Origin of the sequence: Stappia albiluteola (assembly GCF_014050225.1) — a bacterium.
Classification (GTDB): Bacteria; Pseudomonadota; Alphaproteobacteria; order Rhizobiales; family Stappiaceae; genus Hongsoonwoonella; species Hongsoonwoonella albiluteola.
In genome coordinates this window covers 552,868-570,231 of record NZ_JACFXV010000043.1, presented here as the reverse complement: position 1 = coordinate 570,231, position 17,364 = coordinate 552,868, and the positions used below count along the sequence as shown (strand labels likewise).

Annotated in this window: 15 protein-coding genes and 1 tRNA gene; 8 read left to right on the top strand and 8 right to left on the bottom strand. The window is 63.0% G+C overall.

Annotation, left to right across the window (positions count from 1 at the left end; all coding sequences use genetic code 11):
- Nucleotides 1-11 precede the first annotated feature (11 nt).
- Nucleotides 12-1,895: an ABC-F family ATP-binding cassette domain-containing protein gene (locus H2509_RS06925; protein ID WP_182163614.1), complete on the bottom strand. Its 1,884-nt coding sequence runs from the start codon at nt 1,893-1,895 to the stop codon at nt 12-14.
- Nucleotides 1,896-2,021: 126 nt separating this feature from the next.
- Between H2509_RS06925 and H2509_RS06920 the strand changes: the two genes are divergently transcribed.
- Nucleotides 2,022-2,846 carry a cyclase family protein gene (locus H2509_RS06920; protein WP_182163612.1) on the top strand — a complete coding sequence of 275 codons (825 nt, stop codon included), beginning with the start codon at nt 2,022-2,024 and terminating at the stop codon, nt 2,844-2,846.
- 78 nt (nt 2,847-2,924) lie between these two features.
- Here the strand turns inward: H2509_RS06920 and H2509_RS06915 are convergent, their stop codons facing one another.
- A complete protein-coding gene (locus H2509_RS06915; RefSeq protein WP_182163610.1) occupies nt 2,925-4,049 on the bottom strand; it encodes a M20 family metallopeptidase in 1,125 nt (374 codons plus the stop codon).
- Nucleotides 4,050-4,254: 205 nt separating this feature from the next.
- Here H2509_RS06915 and H2509_RS06910 point away from each other — a divergent pair, with 205 nt between their 5' ends.
- The 3 genes from H2509_RS06910 to H2509_RS06900 all read left to right on the top strand — a co-directional run bounded on the left by H2509_RS06910 (nt 4,255) and on the right by H2509_RS06900 (nt 7,556).
- Entirely contained in the window at nt 4,255-4,962 is a 708-nt protein-coding gene (locus H2509_RS06910) for a glutathione S-transferase family protein (RefSeq protein ID WP_182163608.1), read from the top strand.
- 126 nt (nt 4,963-5,088) lie between these two features.
- Nucleotides 5,089-6,027 carry a patatin-like phospholipase family protein gene (locus tag H2509_RS06905; RefSeq protein WP_182163606.1) on the top strand — a complete coding sequence of 313 codons (939 nt, stop codon included), beginning with the start codon at nt 5,089-5,091 and terminating at the stop codon, nt 6,025-6,027.
- A 59-nt stretch (nt 6,028-6,086) separates the two neighbouring features.
- The gene (locus H2509_RS06900) at nt 6,087-7,556 is read left to right on the top strand and encodes a M81 family metallopeptidase (protein WP_182163604.1); all 1,470 of its coding nucleotides are present in this window, start codon (nt 6,087-6,089) and stop codon (nt 7,554-7,556) included.
- Here H2509_RS06900 and H2509_RS06895 read toward each other — a convergent pair.
- The 5 genes from H2509_RS06895 to H2509_RS06875 all read right to left on the bottom strand — a co-directional run bounded on the left by H2509_RS06895 (nt 7,549) and on the right by H2509_RS06875 (nt 13,008).
- Nucleotides 7,549-7,824 carry a DUF6515 family protein gene (locus tag H2509_RS06895; protein WP_235974770.1) on the bottom strand — a complete coding sequence of 92 codons (276 nt, stop codon included), beginning with the start codon at nt 7,822-7,824 and terminating at the stop codon, nt 7,549-7,551. The genes H2509_RS06900 and H2509_RS06895 overlap by 8 nt on opposite strands.
- A 70-nt stretch (nt 7,825-7,894) precedes the next feature.
- The gene (locus H2509_RS06890; protein WP_182163600.1) at nt 7,895-8,677 is read right to left on the bottom strand and encodes a DUF2092 domain-containing protein; all 783 of its coding nucleotides are present in this window, start codon (nt 8,675-8,677) and stop codon (nt 7,895-7,897) included.
- A gap of 341 nt (nt 8,678-9,018) precedes the next feature.
- The gene (locus tag H2509_RS06885; RefSeq protein ID WP_182163598.1) at nt 9,019-9,168 is read right to left on the bottom strand and encodes a DUF1127 domain-containing protein; all 150 of its coding nucleotides are present in this window, start codon (nt 9,166-9,168) and stop codon (nt 9,019-9,021) included.
- 190 nt (nt 9,169-9,358) lie between these two features.
- Nucleotides 9,359-12,118 carry an EAL domain-containing protein gene (locus H2509_RS06880; protein WP_182163596.1) on the bottom strand — a complete coding sequence of 920 codons (2,760 nt, stop codon included), beginning with the start codon at nt 12,116-12,118 and terminating at the stop codon, nt 9,359-9,361.
- An 11-nt stretch (nt 12,119-12,129) separates the two neighbouring features.
- Nucleotides 12,130-13,008 carry a FecR family protein gene (locus H2509_RS06875; protein ID WP_182163594.1) on the bottom strand — a complete coding sequence of 293 codons (879 nt, stop codon included), beginning with the start codon at nt 13,006-13,008 and terminating at the stop codon, nt 12,130-12,132.
- 405 nt (nt 13,009-13,413) lie between these two features.
- Between H2509_RS06875 and H2509_RS06870 the strand changes: the two genes are divergently transcribed.
- The 4 genes from H2509_RS06870 (at nt 13,414) to H2509_RS06855 (ending at nt 16,921) form a co-directional block, all read left to right on the top strand.
- Nucleotides 13,414-14,538: an SH3 domain-containing protein gene (locus H2509_RS06870; protein ID WP_182163592.1), complete on the top strand. Its 1,125-nt coding sequence runs from the start codon at nt 13,414-13,416 to the stop codon at nt 14,536-14,538.
- A 542-nt stretch (nt 14,539-15,080) separates the two neighbouring features.
- Entirely contained in the window at nt 15,081-15,383 is a 303-nt protein-coding gene (gene vapB, locus H2509_RS06865) for a type II toxin-antitoxin system VapB family antitoxin (protein WP_182163590.1), read from the top strand.
- The gene (locus H2509_RS06860; RefSeq protein ID WP_182163588.1) at nt 15,383-15,802 is read left to right on the top strand and encodes a type II toxin-antitoxin system VapC family toxin; all 420 of its coding nucleotides are present in this window, start codon (nt 15,383-15,385) and stop codon (nt 15,800-15,802) included. Before vapB ends, H2509_RS06860 begins: the two co-directional genes overlap by 1 nt.
- A 96-nt stretch (nt 15,803-15,898) precedes the next feature.
- Nucleotides 15,899-16,921, top strand: a complete 1,023-nt coding sequence (locus H2509_RS06855; RefSeq protein ID WP_182163586.1) for a hypothetical protein — start codon at nt 15,899-15,901, stop codon at nt 16,919-16,921.
- A 99-nt stretch (nt 16,922-17,020) separates the two neighbouring features.
- On the opposite strand, the gene H2509_RS06850 is transcribed toward H2509_RS06855, so the two are convergent.
- Nucleotides 17,021-17,094 (bottom strand) — tRNA-Gln (locus H2509_RS06850).
- Nucleotides 17,095-17,364 lie beyond the last annotated feature (270 nt).

The following is a 17,364-nucleotide window of genomic DNA, read 5'->3' as shown; positions in this document are numbered from 1 at the left end:
TATTCAAGCATTCAGGCGGCGCCCGCCATTTCGTATTCGGTGGAAAGTTCCAGCCACCGCTCTTCGGTTGTAGCAAGCTTTTTCTGCGCGTCAGCGCGGTCCTTGGCAAGTTTTGTTGCCCTGGCCGGGTCGCGGGCATAGAGGTCGGCGTCGCCGAGTTCCGCCTCCAGCTTCCCGATCTGCGCCTGGAGTTTCTCCATCTCCTTTTCGCAGGCGGTGATCTCCTTGCGCAGGGGGGCGAGTTGCGCGCGGCGTTCGGCCGCCTCGCGGCGCCGGTCCTGTGCGCTCTGCCTTTCCTCCTCGGTGGCCTTGCCGTTGCCCTTCGATCTTTCGTCGCGCGACAGGATCAGCCGGCGATAGTCTTCCATGTCGCCGTCATAGGGCTTCACGCCGCCCTCGCCGACCAGCCACAGCCGGTCGGCGCTGGCCTCGACCAGATGGCGGTCGTGCGAGATCAGGATCACCGCGCCCTGGAAGGCGTTCAGGGCATGCACCAGCGCTTCGCGGCTGTCGATATCCAGGTGGTTGGTCGGTTCGTCGAGGATCAGCAGATTGGCGCCGTGGAAGGTGGCAAGGCCCAGCAGCAGGCGCGCCTTCTCGCCGCCCGAAAGGTCCTTGGCGGGCGTGTCCATCCGGTCCGTCGGCAGGCCGAACTGGGCGACCCTAGCGCGCACTTTGGCTTCTCCCGCGTCCGGGATCAGGCGGCGCACATGGGCGACCGCGCTTTCCGCCGGGCGCAGCTCGTCGAGCTGGTGCTGGGCGAAGAAGGCGATTTCCAGCTTCGGCGCCTTGACGATGGTGCCGGCGCTTGCCGCCAGCCGGCCCGAGATCAGCTTGGCGAAGGTCGATTTGCCGTTGCCGTTCGCGCCCAGCAGCGCGATGCGGTCGTCGGTGTCGATATTGAGGTTGAGGCGGCTCAGGATCGGCGGACCGTCATAGCCGACCGATACATTCTCCAGCTTCAGGATGGGCGGCGCCAGGCGGCCGGCCGGGTCCGGGAAGGTGATCGGATGGACGTGATCCTCGATCACGGCGGCGATCGGTTCCATCTTCTCCAGCATCTTCAGGCGCGATTGCGCCTGGCGCGCCTTGGTCGCCTTGGCGCGGAAGCGGTCGACGAAGGCCTGCAGGTGCTTTCGCTGCGCGTCCTGCTTTTCCTTCATCTTGCCCTGCAGGATCAGCGCTTCGCGCCGCTGCCGGTCGAAACTGTCATAGCCGCCGCGATAGAAGGCGAGCTTGCCCCGGTCGAGATGGACGATCGAATCCACCGCCTTGTTGAGGAGGTCGCGGTCATGGCTGATCAGCACCACCTGATGCGGATAGCGCGCCACGTAGTTCTCCAGCCACAGCGTGCCTTCGAGGTCGAGATAGTTGGTCGGCTCGTCGAGGAGCAGCAGGTCCGGCTCGGAAAACAGCACCGCGGCCAGCGCCACGCGCATGCGCCAGCCGCCCGAAAAGGCGGAGCAGGGCCGCTGCTGCGCTTCCGCGTCGAAGCCGAGACCGGAAAGGATGGTCGCCGCACGCGCTTCCGCCGTATGGGCGCCGATATCGGCGAGCCGGGTATGGATCTCGGCGATCCGGTGCGGATCCTGCGCCGTCTCCGCTTCCGCCAGCAATGCCGTGCGCTCGGTATCCGCCGCCAGCACCGTGTCGATCAGACTCACCTCCGTGCCCGGCGCTTCCTGCGCCACCTGCCCGATGCGGATGTTCTTCGGCATCAGGATCTCGCCGCTCTCGGGCGCCGCTTCGCCGGTGATCAGGCGGAACAGCGTCGATTTCCCGGCGCCGTTCCGGCCCACGAGGCCGGTCTTCGAGCCTGACGGCATGGTGACGCTGGCGTGGTCGATCAGCGTGCGTCCGGCGATGCGATAGGTGAGGTCGGTGATCTGCAGCATGGCGCGGATCAATGGCAGGCGAGGCGCCGGGATGCAAGAGGCGGCCGAGGCAGATCGTTGATTTGATTGCCCGACCAGGGAACGCAACGTAAGCTTCCAGCGGTTCATGACTGCAGGAGGCGAGCCATGTGCGTACCGGGATGTCAGGATGTGGTGATGCGGCGCCTGTCGCGGCGCGGGTTCTTCAAGGGTCTGGGGGCCGTCGGTGCGGGCGCGGCCGTCTTTACCGCCTTTCCGCCACCCCGGCCGGCGCTGGCGCAGGGGGCGAGCTTTTCCAAGGTCGTCGATCTCACCCACGCGCTCGGGCCCGAATTCCCGACCTTCTTCGGCAAGCCGCAGCTTTCGATCGAGACGAATTTCTCCTTCGACAAGGACGGCTTCAACATGAACACATGGACGCTGGTCGAGCATACCGGCACCCATCTCGACGCGCCGATCCATTTCTCGAAGGACGGGGCGGACGCGGCGTCCATCGATCTCGGCCAGCTGGTCGTGCCGCTCGCCGTGGTCGACGTCAAGGAGAAGGCGGCTTCCGATCCGGACTACCAACTCACCGCGGACGACCTGAAGGCCTGGGAAAGCGCGAATGGCGACCTGCCCTCGGGCGGCTGCGTCGCCATGAATTCCGGCTGGGCGGATTTCGTGACGACCGACAAGTTCCGCAATGTCGATGCCGATGGCGGCATGCATTTCCCGGGCTTCCACCTCGACGCCACCATGTACATGATGGAAAAGGGCGTCGTCGGCATGGCGGTCGACACGCTGTCCCTCGATTTCGGCGCCTCCAAGGATTTTGCCGCCCATTACGCCTGGCTACCCTCGGGCCGCTGGGGCATGGAATGCGTTGCCAACCTGGATTCCGTGCCGGCCACGGGTGCGACGATCGTCGTCGGCGCGCCGAAGGTGAAGGGTGCCACAGGCGGCATCAGCCGGCTTTTCGCGCTGGTCTGAGGTCACGCGACCATGGCCGGGCGGGACGGTTTCCGCCCAACCATGGTCGAGTCTTGTCAATCGGTTGCGGCAGGGACTTCAGGCAAGGGTTTCATAGAGGCGGCGCATCAGCGTCATGCGCGGCACGAGCGAACTGACGAGGATATGCTCGTCTAGCGTATGCGCGCCATTGCCCAGCGCGCCCAGTCCGTCGATCACCGGCACCCGGTCGGCGACGAAATTCGCGTCCGATCCGCCGCCCGTATGAATTCCGCGCAGTTCGAGCCCGAGTTCGGCGCCGATGGACCTCACATGCTCGAATAGCGCCCGCGACCCCTCGCTCTGGTCGAAGGGCGGACGGTTCATGCCGCCCGTGACGGTCACGCGCACGTCCGGCGTTACCGCCTGCAGGCCGCCGATCCGGGTGAGCATTTCCTCCGCCAATGCCGGTGTCGGCACGCGCAGGTCGACTTCGGCGGAGGCGAATTGCGGCACGACATTGATGCCGCTGCCGCCCGTGATCTCGCCCACATTGACGGTGATGCCGCGCTCGTAGTCTGTCATGGCTTCAAGCTGCAGGATCTGATGTGCGAGTTCCCGGATCGCGCTGCGACCTTCCTCGTGGCGTACGCCGGAATGCGACGGCCGGCCTTCGACGGAGATCGTGAAACGGCCGACGCCCTTGCGGGCCGTCACCACCTCGTTCCTGTCGCGGGTTGGCTCTGTCACGAGGCAGTATTTCGCATTCGCCGCCAGATCCTCGATGAGGTCCCGGGAGGTCTGGCTGCCGACTTCCTCGTCGGAAGTGAACAGGTGCCAGACCGGCAGCGGCGGCGTGGCGCGGGCTTCCGCCAGTTCGCGCATGGCCGCAAGCGCGATAAAGGCGCTGGCCTTCATGTCGAAGATGCCCGGACCGTAGACCTTGTCGCCGTCGCGGCGCACGGGCAGGGCCTTCTCGATCGTGCCGAGCGGATGCACCGTGTCGAGATGGCTCATGACGAGGATATAGGGCGCGCTGTTGCCGCCCCATGGCGAGGTCACCAGCAGGTGGCCGCCGCGCCCGTCGCGGCCGGGAAAGCGCCTGATGCCGGCGCCGAAGCCCGAAGCCTCGCCGGCGACCATACCCATCAGCCTGTCGAGATTGGCGGCGGCGGGCGTATGGGTTTCGATCTTCACCCAGCGCAGCAGGCCTTCAAGCAGGGCTTCGGCATTGGCGTCCGTCATCGAAATCCCCCTCGTATCCCGGTCGTCGTGTTGTGCGGGACTCAGTGCGAAATGCAGCCAGTCTATCCGACCGCGCGGGTATCTGAACGCTATCACGCGATGTTCAGAACGCTTGAGCATGAACTGCCTGTTCAGCGACCGGAATCTGCCGTCTATGGTGCCCGGAACTCACCACACATGCCCAACACACATGCGGAGACCAGACGTGAAGCCTGTCCTATATGATCTTTGCGGCGCCAATCCCGAGCAGCGTTTCAGCCCCTATTGCTGGCGCACGATCTATGCCCTCGCGCACAAGGGCGTGGATGTCGAGATTCGCCCGACGCCCTTCACGAAGATCAAGGATATCGCTCCGGATGCCGGCAAGACCGTGCCGATCCTGTCCGACAACGGCCGCATCATCTGCGACAGCGTGGCGATCGCCAACTACCTGGAAGAGGCCTATGCCGACCGTCCGAGCCTGTATGGCGGCGAGGGCGGCCGCGCGGCCTGCCGCTTTATCGAAAGCTTCGTTGCAGGCGCGCTGATGCCGATCCTTGCCTCGCTGGTCGTCAAGGACGTGCATGACGTGCTCGCGCCGGCAGACCAGGCCTATTTCCGCGAAAGCCGCGAGAAGCGCTTCGGCCGCAGCCTCGAGGACGTGCAGGCCGGCCGCGAGGCACGCGTCGCCGATCTCGCAAAGGCGCTGAAGCCGCTGGAACTGACGCTGGCTAGCCAGCCCTTCGTCGGCGGCGAAAGCCCGCTCTACAGCGACTACATCCTCTTCGCCGCCCTGCAGTGGCCGCGCGTCGTCAGCGACATGGCGATCCTGGAGGAAGGCACCCCGGTGCATGCGTGGTTCGAGCGCATGCTCGACCTCCATGGCGGCCTCGGCCGTCAGGTCGCCACCGGTCAGTCCGCGAAGGCGGCCTGAAAGGCTCCGGCCGAAACGTGAAATCAGCATTCCGTTGTGCATTGCACAACGGAATGCGATACTGCCCCCGTCGCTCAGGTTTGGGTCCCAGGGTTCGGACCTGTAAAACTGACGGGAGCCCGCTCATTGTCGACGCGAGAGCAAGAGAACCTGCCTGACGCCGGGGCGGCAGGCCAGCGGTTGAACCTCGCACTGCAAGGAGGCGGCGCGCTCGGCGCCTTCACCTGGGGCGTTCTCGACCGCATTTCCGACGAAGCAAGGCTTACCTTTCCGGCAATCAGCGGAGCATCGGCCGGCGCGCTCAATGCCGCCGTCTTCGTATCCGGGCTGATGAACGGCGGCAGGTCGGCGGCCCGCCATGCGCTGGAGGCCTTTTGGCGCGATGTCGCCGAAGCCGCGTCCATATCCCGCATCCTGCTGGCGCCGCTCGTCATCGCCGGCCATGTCGAGACGGTCCGCAAGGCCTTTTCCCGCTCCACACGCCTCATCCCGGGCCAGCTCGGCAACAACCCGCTGCAGCCGATCCTGTCGCGGCATGTGGACCTCGCCGCGCTGGCCCACCCGGACGCGCCGCGCCTGATCGTCAGCGCGACGCATGTGCTGAGCGGCAAGCCGCGCCTGTTCGCCAACGCCGAACTGACGCTCGACGTCCTGCTCGCTTCAGCCTGCATCCCCGGCCTCCATCCCACGGTGCATATCGATGGCGACGCCTACTGGGATGGCGGTCTTGCGGCGAACCCGGCACTGTTTCCGCTGTTCAACGACAGCGAGCGGGTTTTGCTCGTGCGTCTGATGCGCAGCGGCGCCGCGGAGGTGCCGCGTGACGAGAAGGCGATCGAGGCTTATATCCGCAATACCCTGTTCGCCCGGCCGCTGGAGGAGGAGCTGCAGCGGCTCGCGCTTGCCGTGCCCCGCCTGTCGGAACGCCTGGACGAGATCGACGCGACCCTCGATACGGAAGCGGACATGCTGTCCCAGCAGCCGACGCCGGGCCTCGTCAAGGTTCTGTTCCAGAAGGGCTATGTGGCCGCCGATGCCTATGTCGCCAGGCTGCTGTCGTCTTGACACACGGCTTGCCGCCGGCGGAGTTTGGATGCCTGTCAAACACGGATTCCAGGTGACGGATGCGGATCGGTATCGCGCGGCTCTGGCACGAGGCGAATGCCTTCTCGCCGGCAATCACGCGCATGGCGCAATTCAAGGCGCGCGAATGGGTACGCGGCGAAGACGCGGTACCGCTCTTTGACGGCACGGCGACGGAGATCGGCGGCGCGCTTGCCTGGCAGCGCAGCAGGCCGGATGTGGAACTCGTCTTTTCGCGCTGCGCCTCGGCGGCACCTGCCGGCCCGGTCGACCAGGCGCTGCTCGATGCCTTCACGGCCGAAGTCGCGGGCGACCGGGCGCTGGACGGCATCGACGGACTTTACCTTTCCCTGCACGGCGCCTCGATCGGCACCGCCGACCTTGCGCCGGAGGAAAGCCTGCTGAAAGCGCTCCGCCGGCGCTTTCCCGACCTGCCGATTTCGGCCTCCTTCGACATGCACGCCTGCCTGACGCCGGACATCGCCGCGCATCTCGACGCTGCGACCGTCTACCGTACCTATCCGCATGTCGACATGGCGCAGGCGGCAAACGACGCGCTCGACATGCTGGCGCGCATCGTCGCGGAAGGGCTGCGTACCCAGGTCGTCGTCCGCGCTATCGACCGCATCCTGCCGAGTTTCAACATGCGCACGGACGGGTCGGGGCCGATGGGCGAGGTGGAAGATATCGCCGTCGGCGCGCAGACCGCAATGGGCGATGGCCGCATCCTTGCCGCCTATCCCTTCGCCAGCTTCGCCTATGCCGATGTCCCGGCCGCCAATTCCGGCGTCGTCGTCACCTGCGAGGACGAGGCGGCGGGCAATCGCCTTGCCGATACCGTTGCCGCTGCGCTGTTCGAGCGGCGGCGGGCCTTCATTCCCGACCTCGCTTCGGCCGAGGCCGTGCTGGCGTCCAGGCCATGGGCGAACGGGCGGCGGGTGGCGATCCTGGAACCCTCCGACAATCCGATGTCCGGCGGCCTTGGCGATACTCCGGGGCTTTTCGCGGCGGCGATGGCAACCGATCTGCCTGAAGGCTCCGTCTTCGCCTTCTTCTGCGATCCCGGGCTTGCGGCGAAGGCACATGCGGCGGGCGAGGGCGCATCGCTGGAGATTTCGCTGGGCGGACGCCTCGACCGCCGGTTCGGCGAGCCGGTATCCTGCGGGGCGACGGTGTTGCGCCTGACGGACGGCCACTTCCGCAATGCCGGGCCGATGGAGCAGGGCATGCGCGTCAATCTCGGCCGCACGGCGCTTCTTCAGGCCGGAAGGCTCCGCACAATCGTCACGGAAGGCTGCCAGTCGCCGAACGACCGCAATTATTTCGCCCTGCACGGCATCGATATCGAAGCCGTGCCGCTGCTGCTTGCCAAGGCGAAGAACCACTTCATGGCCGCCTTCGGCGGGCTTTTCGACGAAGTCCGGCAATGCGACACGCCGGGGCCGGCCATGGCCGACGTTTCCCGCCTGCCATTCCGGCACATTCCCGCCGAACGCTTCGATATCAGTTGACGTAAACCACCACGTAGCGGCCCTGATACGGCTCGTAATAGGTTCCGTGGCATTCGAAATAGCTGGTGCCGTTGATGACCACCTTGGCGCAGCCGGCCGGCAGCGTCGCCACGTAGATCGCCGAGCGGCGAACGACGCGCCGCGTTGTCCGGCGCGCCACTCCGGCATAGCTGTTGGGCGTCAGCGGGCGGCCGACGCGGGCTTCGGCCTGGCTCACGGGGCTTGGTACGCCGTTGCGATACAGGAAATCCGTATCGGCGCCGAGCATTGCGGCGAAGGCGAGCAGCGAGAGCGACGCCACCGCCGCCTTTCGGAACATGGTCTTGCGAGGCATCGCGCTACTCCTTTCCCTCGGCCGAAAGTGCGGCAATATCGGCGGGCTCCAGTTCGCTTGCCCCATCGGGTGGAGAAAAGGCCAGGTCGCCACGGCTGACGGTGGCCGTCGCGTCCCAGTCCCGCAGTTGCATGGTGAACTGGGGTGCGGCCGTCACCCATTTGCTGGTAATGACGTATTTCAGCGGCATCGGATCGCCTTCCGCATTGATCCATAGCTGCCAGTCGACTTCCGCCGCGCGGTATCCCAGGTGATGCGCCTTGCGGCCGCCGATCCAGGCTTCGCCGAAATAGGCGCCGTCCGTGACATCGAACTTCAACCCGTCGCAAGGGTTGGAATAGAGCAGGTCGGCGCCGCTCACTGCCTCGACGCCGAACGAGGCGCGCACCTCGTCCAGCGCAGCGTCATTGCCGCCGCTTTCGACCTCGACCGTCTTGTAGCGATTGAGGCCCGGCGAGAAGAGCGTGAGCTTGAGGCCGTCGAAGATCATTTCCAGGTCGGCGGCTTCGCCTTTCCTTTGAAAGCGAAAGCCCTGTTCCCGGTCGAATATGCCGGAACCGGAGGCGGCAAGCTGGATCTTCTGCCCCGTCTGCAGCACCGCTTCGATCGAAGAATCGGTCTGGAAGGAGAAGGATTTCAGCCCCGACAGGTAGGTGCACATCGCCTGCAGGATCCGGTCGGCTTCCGGATCGATTTCGGCCGCCGCCTTTGTCGCGGCAATGCCGGGCAGGGTCAGTATCAGGACGCTCAGAAAGGCGGACCTGAATGTCGGTTGCGCAAAAGGCATCGATGCACCTCCATGGCCGAAAGGAAAGCAGGAAGCTGTTCCCGGACGAGCCTAATGCCGTAACGAAAGGCCCTGCATTGACAATTGTCATGAATATAAGGCGGCCGAAAACGCGAACGCCCGCCGGGGGAGGAGGTCCGGCGGGCGTCGCATTGTCCGGTCAGGGCTGGGAGGAGGATGCCCTTCCGGGAACGTTACCAAGCAACGGGAGGAGTATTGCCTGATGAACGTTAAGAAAACTTGTATGAATATTTAGCCCTGATTCGGCGTGAAGACTATTCAGGCTTCGCACTTACGGGGATCTGCTTAGCATATCGGCAATTTTGCCAAGCGTTTTCTGCTTAGCGAACCGACTGACGGGCGACGAAGCGGATATCGCCGCGGCCGATGCCGAGATCGTTGAGTTCGCGGTTGGAAAGGCGCGAAAGCTCGGAAACCGTGTTCTGGTAGGTCTTCCAGGTGCGGTACTTCTGACGGATCGTGTCGAACATGATGCTCTCCTTTTGCGCTGCAACGTGAGCGCGGAAATCGTGTCGGCGCATTGATTTATCGCCGTTTGTTGTCCCCAATGTATTTATTCATGCGCTGAATTAAAGAGCGTATTGTGCATAGCAGCATTGAACTATTCGCAGGGGCCGGCACCGGCGGCCAGGGCGGGCCTGGCAGGGGACATCGGAATAGCTATGCCGGGATGCGCCGGACGACGTTGTTCCCGGTTGCAAGCAATGCCGCGATCTCTGCCGCCGGAAGCGGCCGGTGGAAATAGAATCCCTGAACGATCTCGATGCCCGCCTCACGCAGCGGGGCGACCTGCGCCGCCGTTTCGATCCCCTCGGCAATGATTGTCAGTCCAAGCTCGCGTGCCAGCGTGGAGATCGCACGCACGATCGCCTGCGCCTTCACCTCATCGGCAAGAGGATCGATAAAGGATTTGTCGATCTTGATCTTCGTCAGCGGCATCCGCGAGATGTAGCCAAGCGATGCGTAACCCGTCCCGAAATCGTCGAGCGCCAGGCCGACGCCGAGATCGTGCAACTTGCCGATGGTGAGATCGAGATCGGCGCAGTCATGCAGGAAGAGCGATTCCGTCACTTCCAGATCGAGGAGGGACGGGGCAAGACCGCTCGTCTCCAGCGCCCTCCCGACCGTCGGCACGAGGCCGGGATCCGCGAACTGCTTCGGCGAGACATTGACGGCAAGCCTGATCGGCCGCTCCCATCCGGCTGCGTCCTTGCAGGCCTGCCGGATCGTCCAGCGGCCTATTTCCTCTATCAGGCCGCAGGCTTCGGCTATCGGAATGAATTCGCAGGGTGAAATCGCGCCAAGATGCGGGTGCTGCCAGCGCAACAAGGCCTCGACGCCGATGACCTCGCCGGACAGGATCGAAACCTGCGGTTGATAGAGCAGATACAGGTCCCTGCCACGGACCGCCCGGCGAAGTTCGAGCTCAAGCATGCGCCGGCGGATCGGCTCAAGCTCCATGCCGGAGCGGAAGCATTGCCAGCGATTGACGCCGGAGCTCTTTGCGTGCGCGAGCGCCGTTTCTGCCTGGCGCAGCAGACCGGCTGGATCGGGCGCGTCCGATATGGCAATGGTCGTCCCGATATTGACGCCGACAAGAAGGTGATTGCCGTCGATGTCAAAGGTCTCGTTCAGGCGGCGGATCGCCGTTTCGGCAATTCGCGAAGTCGCATCCGTCTCGATATCGTCCGTCCGATGGAACGCGAAACGCCCGCCGCCAAGATGGGCGACGTTTCCGGGACCGGCGATTTCCGTCAGTCGCCCGGCGACGGCTTCCAGAAGCTGGTCGGCATGCTGGTGGCCGAGCGTTGCCCCGATCTCCTCGAAACGGTCGAGGTCGACCACGAAAAGGGCGACATGCCGGTCGCCCTCTTGCGGGCATTCTCCTTTCTCCATGTCCTGAAGAAGGGCGTTGCGGGTCAAGGCGCCCGTGACGGGATCGAAGCGCGCCAGGTAGCGCAGCCTGCTTTCCGCCTGCCGCTGCCGCGTCACGTCCTTGAAGGTGACGCAGGCGATCTGCCTTTCCTCTCTTTGCCGCTCGGACAATTCGGAGAGACGGGACGCGGTCACGACGTAGTCGAGGATCCGCTCGCTCTGTCCCGGAACCGCCAGCTCGCATTCGCCCGTCCGGCTCTCGGTATTGCGCGACGACAGGGCCCGCAAGGTGTCTCTACACATCACGGGCGGCAGGATCTCGCGGATCGAGCGTCCCTGCAGGCGCATGTCGGCGTCGAGGGACAGAATGCCGGCTGCACTCCGGCTTGCCTGCATGATCGTTTCGTCGCGGTCGACGATCAGGATGCCGGCGAAACTGTCGCCGATGACGCGGCCAAGGATCGTCTCGGCGTTTCTCGTCCGCAGCTGCGCGACGAGCAGCAGAAGGCGCTTGAGGCCGAATTCCTCGACCGCGAGAAAGAGGGCGAACAAGCCAAGGCCGGTCAGCCACAGCGGCGTGGCGACAATGACCGGGTGGCTCTGCTGCACCAGAAAAGCCGTCAGCTCTCCTGCCGCCGCCAGGCTGCACAGCGCCGAAAGGCGTATCCAGAGCGGCGATCGAGCCGCCGCCAGCAACACCAGGGCAACGAGTGCCAACGCGGCGAGTTGCGGCGCGGCGCCCGTGCGGCGGAGCATCCGGTCCTGCGCGATCGATTCAGCGGCCAGGATTTGCAGGATGCCCCCCGGAACGACGCCATGCGCCGGGACGTGAAACAGGTCGCGCAGCTCCTGCGCGCTCGCGCCGATCAGGACCGTCCTGGCCTTCAGCTTTGCCGCGTCCGCGCGTCCCTCAAGAACGTCGATCGCCGATACCCGTTCGATCCGATCCGCATCGATGCCGAAGTCGATCATGAAGTCCGCGCCAAGCGGCCGACTGCCGCCGGCGAGAAAGGCCGCCATCGACGGAATGTTCCTGCTGCCGTGGTCGTGCCCGAATCCGCCCCGCCAAACCCTGTCGTCGCGCTCCAGCGCGAATGAGACATCGGCCATCCAGGCCGAGTTCAGGAACATGTTGAGCGGCCGGTTCAGCACGAAGCCGCTGTTCGCCCCGCTCGTCGCGGGCTGTCGAAAGGCCGCCAGCACCACGGTGCTTTCGGAACGTTGCAGGCTGGCGGCGAAGCGCCGGTCCGCACCGGCATCGCTATGCGCGCTGAAATCGATGTCGAAGGCAATTTCGCCAACCGCCAGCTCGTTCAGCCGGTCCACCAGATCGGCGTGGACGGATCGCGGCCAGGGCCACTGACCGATGGCCTTCAGGCTTTGAGCGTCTATTTCGACAAAGACGATCTCGCCGGAGGGGGCTCGCCGGCCTGCCTCGAAGCGCAATTCGCTCAGGTATCGCTCCAGCGGATGAAGCGCTCCGATCCGATCGAGGCCGGCCGCCGCCAGTATCAGGGCGGTGAGGAGGAGGAGAGGGCGCAGCATCCGTTCCCGGTTCAATTGCGGCCGTGCCCGCCGCCGTTGCCGCCGCCGTTGCCGCCGCCTTTGCCGCTGGCGCTTTCCGAGCCGCCACCCTTGCCGCCATTTCCGCCGGAGCTGTTGTTTCCGGCCTCGGCAGACTTTCCGCCCGCATTTCCATGGGTGCCACCTTGGCCCGTGCCGCCCGCGCTGGCGAGGCCACCGGCGCTCCTGCCAGCAGCGGAACTGGCAGCGGCGGCTGCCGCCGGCGAAACCTTGCCGGACAGGAAGGAGGGGGCCTGCGGGGGGGCCTTGCGGACGCGCTCGACCGTGCCGATGCCGGACACCGACAGGCCTGGGTTCAATCCCGGCTTGCTGGATGCCTTTTGCCCGGCCTTGACGTCGGCCGTGTCACCCGAGGCGAAATCGCTGACCTCTACCAGGCCGCGGCTGACATCGACCGCCGCTGCATCCTTGCCGACGGTGACGGTGAACCGCGTGCCCTTCACCACCGCCGCAAGGTAAGGCGTTTCGACCTTGAAATGCGGCACGGTGCGCTTCTCGACCTCGATCTCGATCCGCCCGCTGCGCTGCAGCAGCGTCGTGGCCCTATCCGAGGACTGGTAGGCGGACAAGGCGAATGCCGTGTCGGGACCGACGAGGATACTGCTTTCACCCCTGGCGATCAGCGCCCGCCCGTTCTGCCTCGTCGCGATGGTGAAGCCCGGCTCCAGATACATTCCCGCCCTGGCGCGGAATGCGGGAACTTCCGGCGACACGAGATAGACTTGCCCGGATGCTTTCCGGATCTCCCAGCGCTCGCCTTCCGCGGTCGCCGGGCCGAGAAATGCGAAGACCAGGAAAAGCCCTGCCAGGAGCCGGGTTGCCGTAGTGATCTGTTTGACGCAGTACTTCATTACATGCCCCGCAAGCAGCATTCTTACGATTTGTATGCGACGACGGGACAATATTTCCTTAAAGGAAGTTCAAAAATTGTAACTGCGGCGCCGTTTTTTGTAAGTGTTTCAGCTTATTGGGCCCGTTTATTATAGGTGTCGCCTCGCGTCAGCGCCATTCGATGGCAGGAGGCGGCGCGTCACCCGAAAGCGCAGCTCAGGAATGCTATCGCCATCTATTGGGTGCCCCGGAAGAGTTAGGGCGGGTGAAGCGAAGGTTGTCGCCATAAAAAATGACGCAATCTTCTGAAGATGACCCGATTCTCGGCGCATCCGCGCCATATTCTTGGTTAATCTACAAGTCGATGGGGGCTTTAAGCTTGATGATGTCTGGTAATTGCGCCCGAAGTGGCGCGGAGGGTTCCCATGCTCGCGTATCCAAAGCAATCCGCCCCCGAGGAGTTGGAGTATCATTCGCTCCGGGTGATCAACGATTGCACCATCCTCAAGAGCATCGAACCCCCGGCGCAAGGCGATGCCTACAGGCAATTGGCTGAAAAGGCCGTCGCAGAGCATCGGCCGGATGAGCACGACGGTGACGACCAATTTCTGGAACCGACCGAAGCCGCGGCGGAAAAAGCGCAGCGGGGCCTTTTCGCGCATTTCTACCGCCGCCGGGTGGCGTTGGTGTCGGCCGCTGCGATCCTCCTTGCGACCGGCGCCGGATTGGCAACCACGCTGACGGTTTCCATCCCCGATCCTGCCGAGACTGCGGCTCCGGGCCAGGCGGCCTCCGCGCAGCACCAGGCAACCGAAACCGCGACGCCGGAAGCGGCAGTCGATGTTTTACCGTCGGAGGCCTTTGACGATCGCTTTGCGACCGCCAGTGCCGACTCCGATCTCGGTATCGATCTCCAGGCCCACGTCCAGCGGCAACCGGTGGCCGATACCGCCGAGGAACCCGCCAATATCGCCGGGACCGACCTTGGCATCGTCCATCACACGAAGCCGGTAAAGACCATTGCCATAAAGCCGGATGTCAGCCCGGTGCTCGGCTATGTATCGGCCGGGGACAAGGCTCCCGTCACAGAAGCCGACTCAGCCGCCGCGCAGCGGGCGATCGTCGATGCGACGAAACGGAACGCGACAGCCACGGGCACGACAGTTCAGACCGTCGATCGAACTTCCGATGTCGAAATCGCGTCGTCCGATCCTGCGCCGACTGCAGAGCCGGCGACAACGGCGGCCGAACCGGCGCCGGTAGCCGAACCGCAGCCGGTGACCGAACAGGCTCCTCCCGCCGCCCCCGTTGTCGAGGAGCAGGTTGCCGAGCCCGAGAAGGTCCAGTCAGCGAGCGATGAGACGAAGACCGGTCAGGTGACGATCTCCGTGAACCTGCGCGAGGGAAAAAGCAACGATGCCAAGGTGTTGAAGATCCTTCCGGCGAAGACGACAGTGACCCTAGGCAACTGCGACCGCTGGTGGTGCGAGGCGACCCATTCCGGCCAGACCGGCTTTATCGGCAAGCGCTATATCGACGTCGAGAGCTGAGCTATCAGGTCCTGGACGGCAACCAAGGTGATCAGACTGGCGTCTAGTGCGCTTTCCACGAAAGCGGGATCGCTTTCGTGGATCAAGAAATCGCTCCAGGATCAATGCTTTGAGCATATCCTTATCGCCAAATCCGATTCAGATTTGGCGGGATATGCTCTAGCGGAGCGAATTTGACATTTGAGTCCCGGTTGCAGCGAGGCTCGCGCTCAAATGTCAAATTCAAAAGCCTTATTAGAATCATATACTTACTAGTGGTTCTTTTGATTCCGACATTTGCTCGGGCGAATGCGGCCTAGGGAGGCAAATGTCGGAATCGAACCACTAGCGCCCCGAGGGGGCGAGCAAATTCAGCAAGCTTTTCAGATACAATTGGAAGACCAATTCCTTTTGCCCGGCGCGACCCGGGGTGAGGCAGGCGGCCTTGGCCGCGGCCTGTGTCTGCGTCGACGTGGGGCACTCACGTGCGGTACGGCGTGAAGATATGAATATACATATGCATGGCATATGCTATCATGATCTTTACACCATGGAGGCGTCTAATGACCCGCCCGGACACCGCGCGAAAAGTGTCGATCTTTCGCAACAACCGCAATCAGGCGATACGCCTGCCCAAGGACTTCGAGTTCCAGGGGGTGACCGAACTCACCATCGAACGGCAGGGCGATACGATCGTGTTGCGTCCGGTCCGGCCGGACTGGCGTTCGTTTATGGAAGAACCGCCGAGCGACACGGATTTCCTCGTTGAGCGGCCGGACGTCATCGAAGAAGGGCGGTTCTCGCTGGACGATGATGGAGAGACCAACAGGCGAGAAGCGCTGCGAACGCGACAGGAAAAGAAATAATGCCTGTCGTCTACATGCTCGATACCAACATATGCTCGTTCATCATGCGCGAGCGCCCGGCCTCCGTACTCGAGCGTTTGCAGGTAGCTGCGGAAAGTCAGCATCAGATCGTCATCTCGGTCATCACCTATTACGAAATGCTGCTGGGTACAGTCGGTCGCAATGCCTCGCCCCGTCACGCGCGGCTGGTCGAAGCTTTCGTCGCTCGCCTCTCAGCCATCCTGCCATGGGGCGCCGCCGCTGCGGAACACGCTACACGGATCAAACAGGCCTTGACGGCGATGGGAACACCCATCGGCGGCAATGACACCATGATTGCGGGTCATGCGCTGGCCGCCGAATGTGTGCTGGTGACGAACAACACGCGCGAATTCGCGCGTGTTGAGGGGCTGCGCTTCGAGGATTGGGTGGAGGGATGATTTTCGCTTGCGTTGTTGCAGGGACCATTTTCCGGCCCCTTGCTCAAGCTGCGTTCAAACAGTTTGCGGCATGCTGAATATTAAGAGGCAAGCTTCATGACAACCGATTGCACGTGTCCGATCTGGGGAACCCCGGCCAGTATTTCGCCTTCAAGCCGTGATGGTAAGGAAGTGAATTCGGCACGCGCTGGTGGAGCGTATTTCATCAGCGGGACGGCAGTTGAGCTAATATCGTACATCGATGATGCGGTGAAAGCGCGGCTGACTACATGGCTTATCGATCAGCGCCGCCTGGGAGTCGAATGCCCGGAAGTTATGAGCACCACGATTGAAGAGGTCAAGCGTAGACAACCGCTACCCATCCTTGAACGCGCGGACCGACTGTTGGGATTTCTCGGCACGCTCAGTCGGTTCATCGGTGATGAAATGCGGATCAAGAAACCAGTCGATTTTTGGAGATTTTTCGCAGTATCAGAAAGCAATAATGAAAAAGAAGTCGAATTCCTTCTGGAAATATTACTCAAGAGAGAATTTATAATTCAAGAATTGCCGAGTGTATATGACAGTCGCGGGTTAATTGATTTTGATCAGGATGCGGCAATAGAAGAAAGTGGAGATTATTTAGATCGCATAATTACGATTTTGGCAGATGGTTATATCCATTTAGCAGAACTCGAAACAAAAGCCATAGATTCGAAACAGGCCTTCATCGCCATGTGGTTCGACGACTCGGTGAGCGAAGTCTACGAGAGGGGGATCGCCAAGGCTATTTTGGACGCTGGTTATCAGCCGGTTCGGATCGACAAAAAGGATCACAACAACAAGATCGATGACGAGATTGTTGCAGAAATCCGTCGCTCACGGTTTCTGGTGGCCGACTTTACGCATGGAGAAGCCGGGATGCGCGGCGGCGTCTATTATGAGGCCGGTTTTGCGCATGGTCTCAACATTCCCGTCATATTCACCTGCCGCCAGGATGTGATCGACAAGGTACATTTCGATATCCGTCAGTACAATCACATCACGTGGAGGCTCGATAAAATCGAAGAGTTCCGCAGAGCGCTCGCGAACCGCATTTCCGCGACGATCGGTGATGGTCCGCTTAAAGGAAATGAATGACGATTTGGTTCCACGGCCAACGACACGCCAACCCACTAAGCCCAAGGACAAAGTGTTGAGCAGCGCTTGTTCAAGCGTCGGCAGATTTAAAGGAAGAGTTGGCTGGGGAACCTGGATTCGAACCAGGACTAACGGAGTCAGAGTCCGCGGGTCTACCGTTAACCTATTCCCCAGCAGGGTTTCCAGCGCGCGAGGCCATCTGGAAAGTGCACGCCGCCGCGCGGGAAAATGACCGTCCGCGTCGCCGACGAGTGCGTTATACCGAATGTTCGACGGCAATTGCAACACTGGCCCGGAGATTTTTCCACCGCTTCGATGAGACTGATCCGGATCGACCTCGACCATCGAACGAGGGAAAACAGGGCGAACGCCCACGAAAGTGGCATGCCAGATTATTTGCGCAATCCCGACAAACTGCTACACTTTCAACAACGAAGCATTTC

What these genes read in the sequence shown, in the direction of transcription:
- H2509_RS06925 (WP_182163614.1), bottom strand. Translation starts at nt 1,895, where the DNA reads ATGCTGCAGATCACCGACCTCACCTATCGCATCGCCGGACGCACGCTG.
- H2509_RS06920 (WP_182163612.1), top strand. Translation starts at nt 2,022, where the DNA reads ATGTGCGTACCGGGATGTCAGGATGTGGTGATGCGGCGCCTGTCGCGG.
- H2509_RS06915 (WP_182163610.1), bottom strand. Translation starts at nt 4,049, where the DNA reads ATGACGGACGCCAATGCCGAAGCCCTGCTTGAAGGCCTGCTGCGCTGG.
- H2509_RS06900 (WP_182163604.1), top strand. Translation starts at nt 6,087, where the DNA reads ATGCGGATCGGTATCGCGCGGCTCTGGCACGAGGCGAATGCCTTCTCG.
- H2509_RS06895 (WP_235974770.1), bottom strand. Translation starts at nt 7,824, where the DNA reads ATGCTCGGCGCCGATACGGATTTCCTGTATCGCAACGGCGTACCAAGC.
- H2509_RS06890 (WP_182163600.1), bottom strand. Translation starts at nt 8,677, where the DNA reads ATGCCTTTTGCGCAACCGACATTCAGGTCCGCCTTTCTGAGCGTCCTG.
- H2509_RS06885 (WP_182163598.1), bottom strand. Translation starts at nt 9,168, where the DNA reads ATGTTCGACACGATCCGTCAGAAGTACCGCACCTGGAAGACCTACCAG.
- H2509_RS06880 (WP_182163596.1), bottom strand. Translation starts at nt 12,118, where the DNA reads ATGCTGCGCCCTCTCCTCCTCCTCACCGCCCTGATACTGGCGGCGGCC.
- H2509_RS06875 (WP_182163594.1), bottom strand. Translation starts at nt 13,008, where the DNA reads ATGAAGTACTGCGTCAAACAGATCACTACGGCAACCCGGCTCCTGGCA.
- H2509_RS06870 (WP_182163592.1), top strand. Translation starts at nt 13,414, where the DNA reads ATGCTCGCGTATCCAAAGCAATCCGCCCCCGAGGAGTTGGAGTATCAT.
- vapB (WP_182163590.1), top strand. Translation starts at nt 15,081, where the DNA reads ATGACCCGCCCGGACACCGCGCGAAAAGTGTCGATCTTTCGCAACAAC.
- H2509_RS06860 (WP_182163588.1), top strand. Translation starts at nt 15,383, where the DNA reads ATGCCTGTCGTCTACATGCTCGATACCAACATATGCTCGTTCATCATG.
- H2509_RS06855 (WP_182163586.1), top strand. Translation starts at nt 15,899, where the DNA reads ATGACAACCGATTGCACGTGTCCGATCTGGGGAACCCCGGCCAGTATT.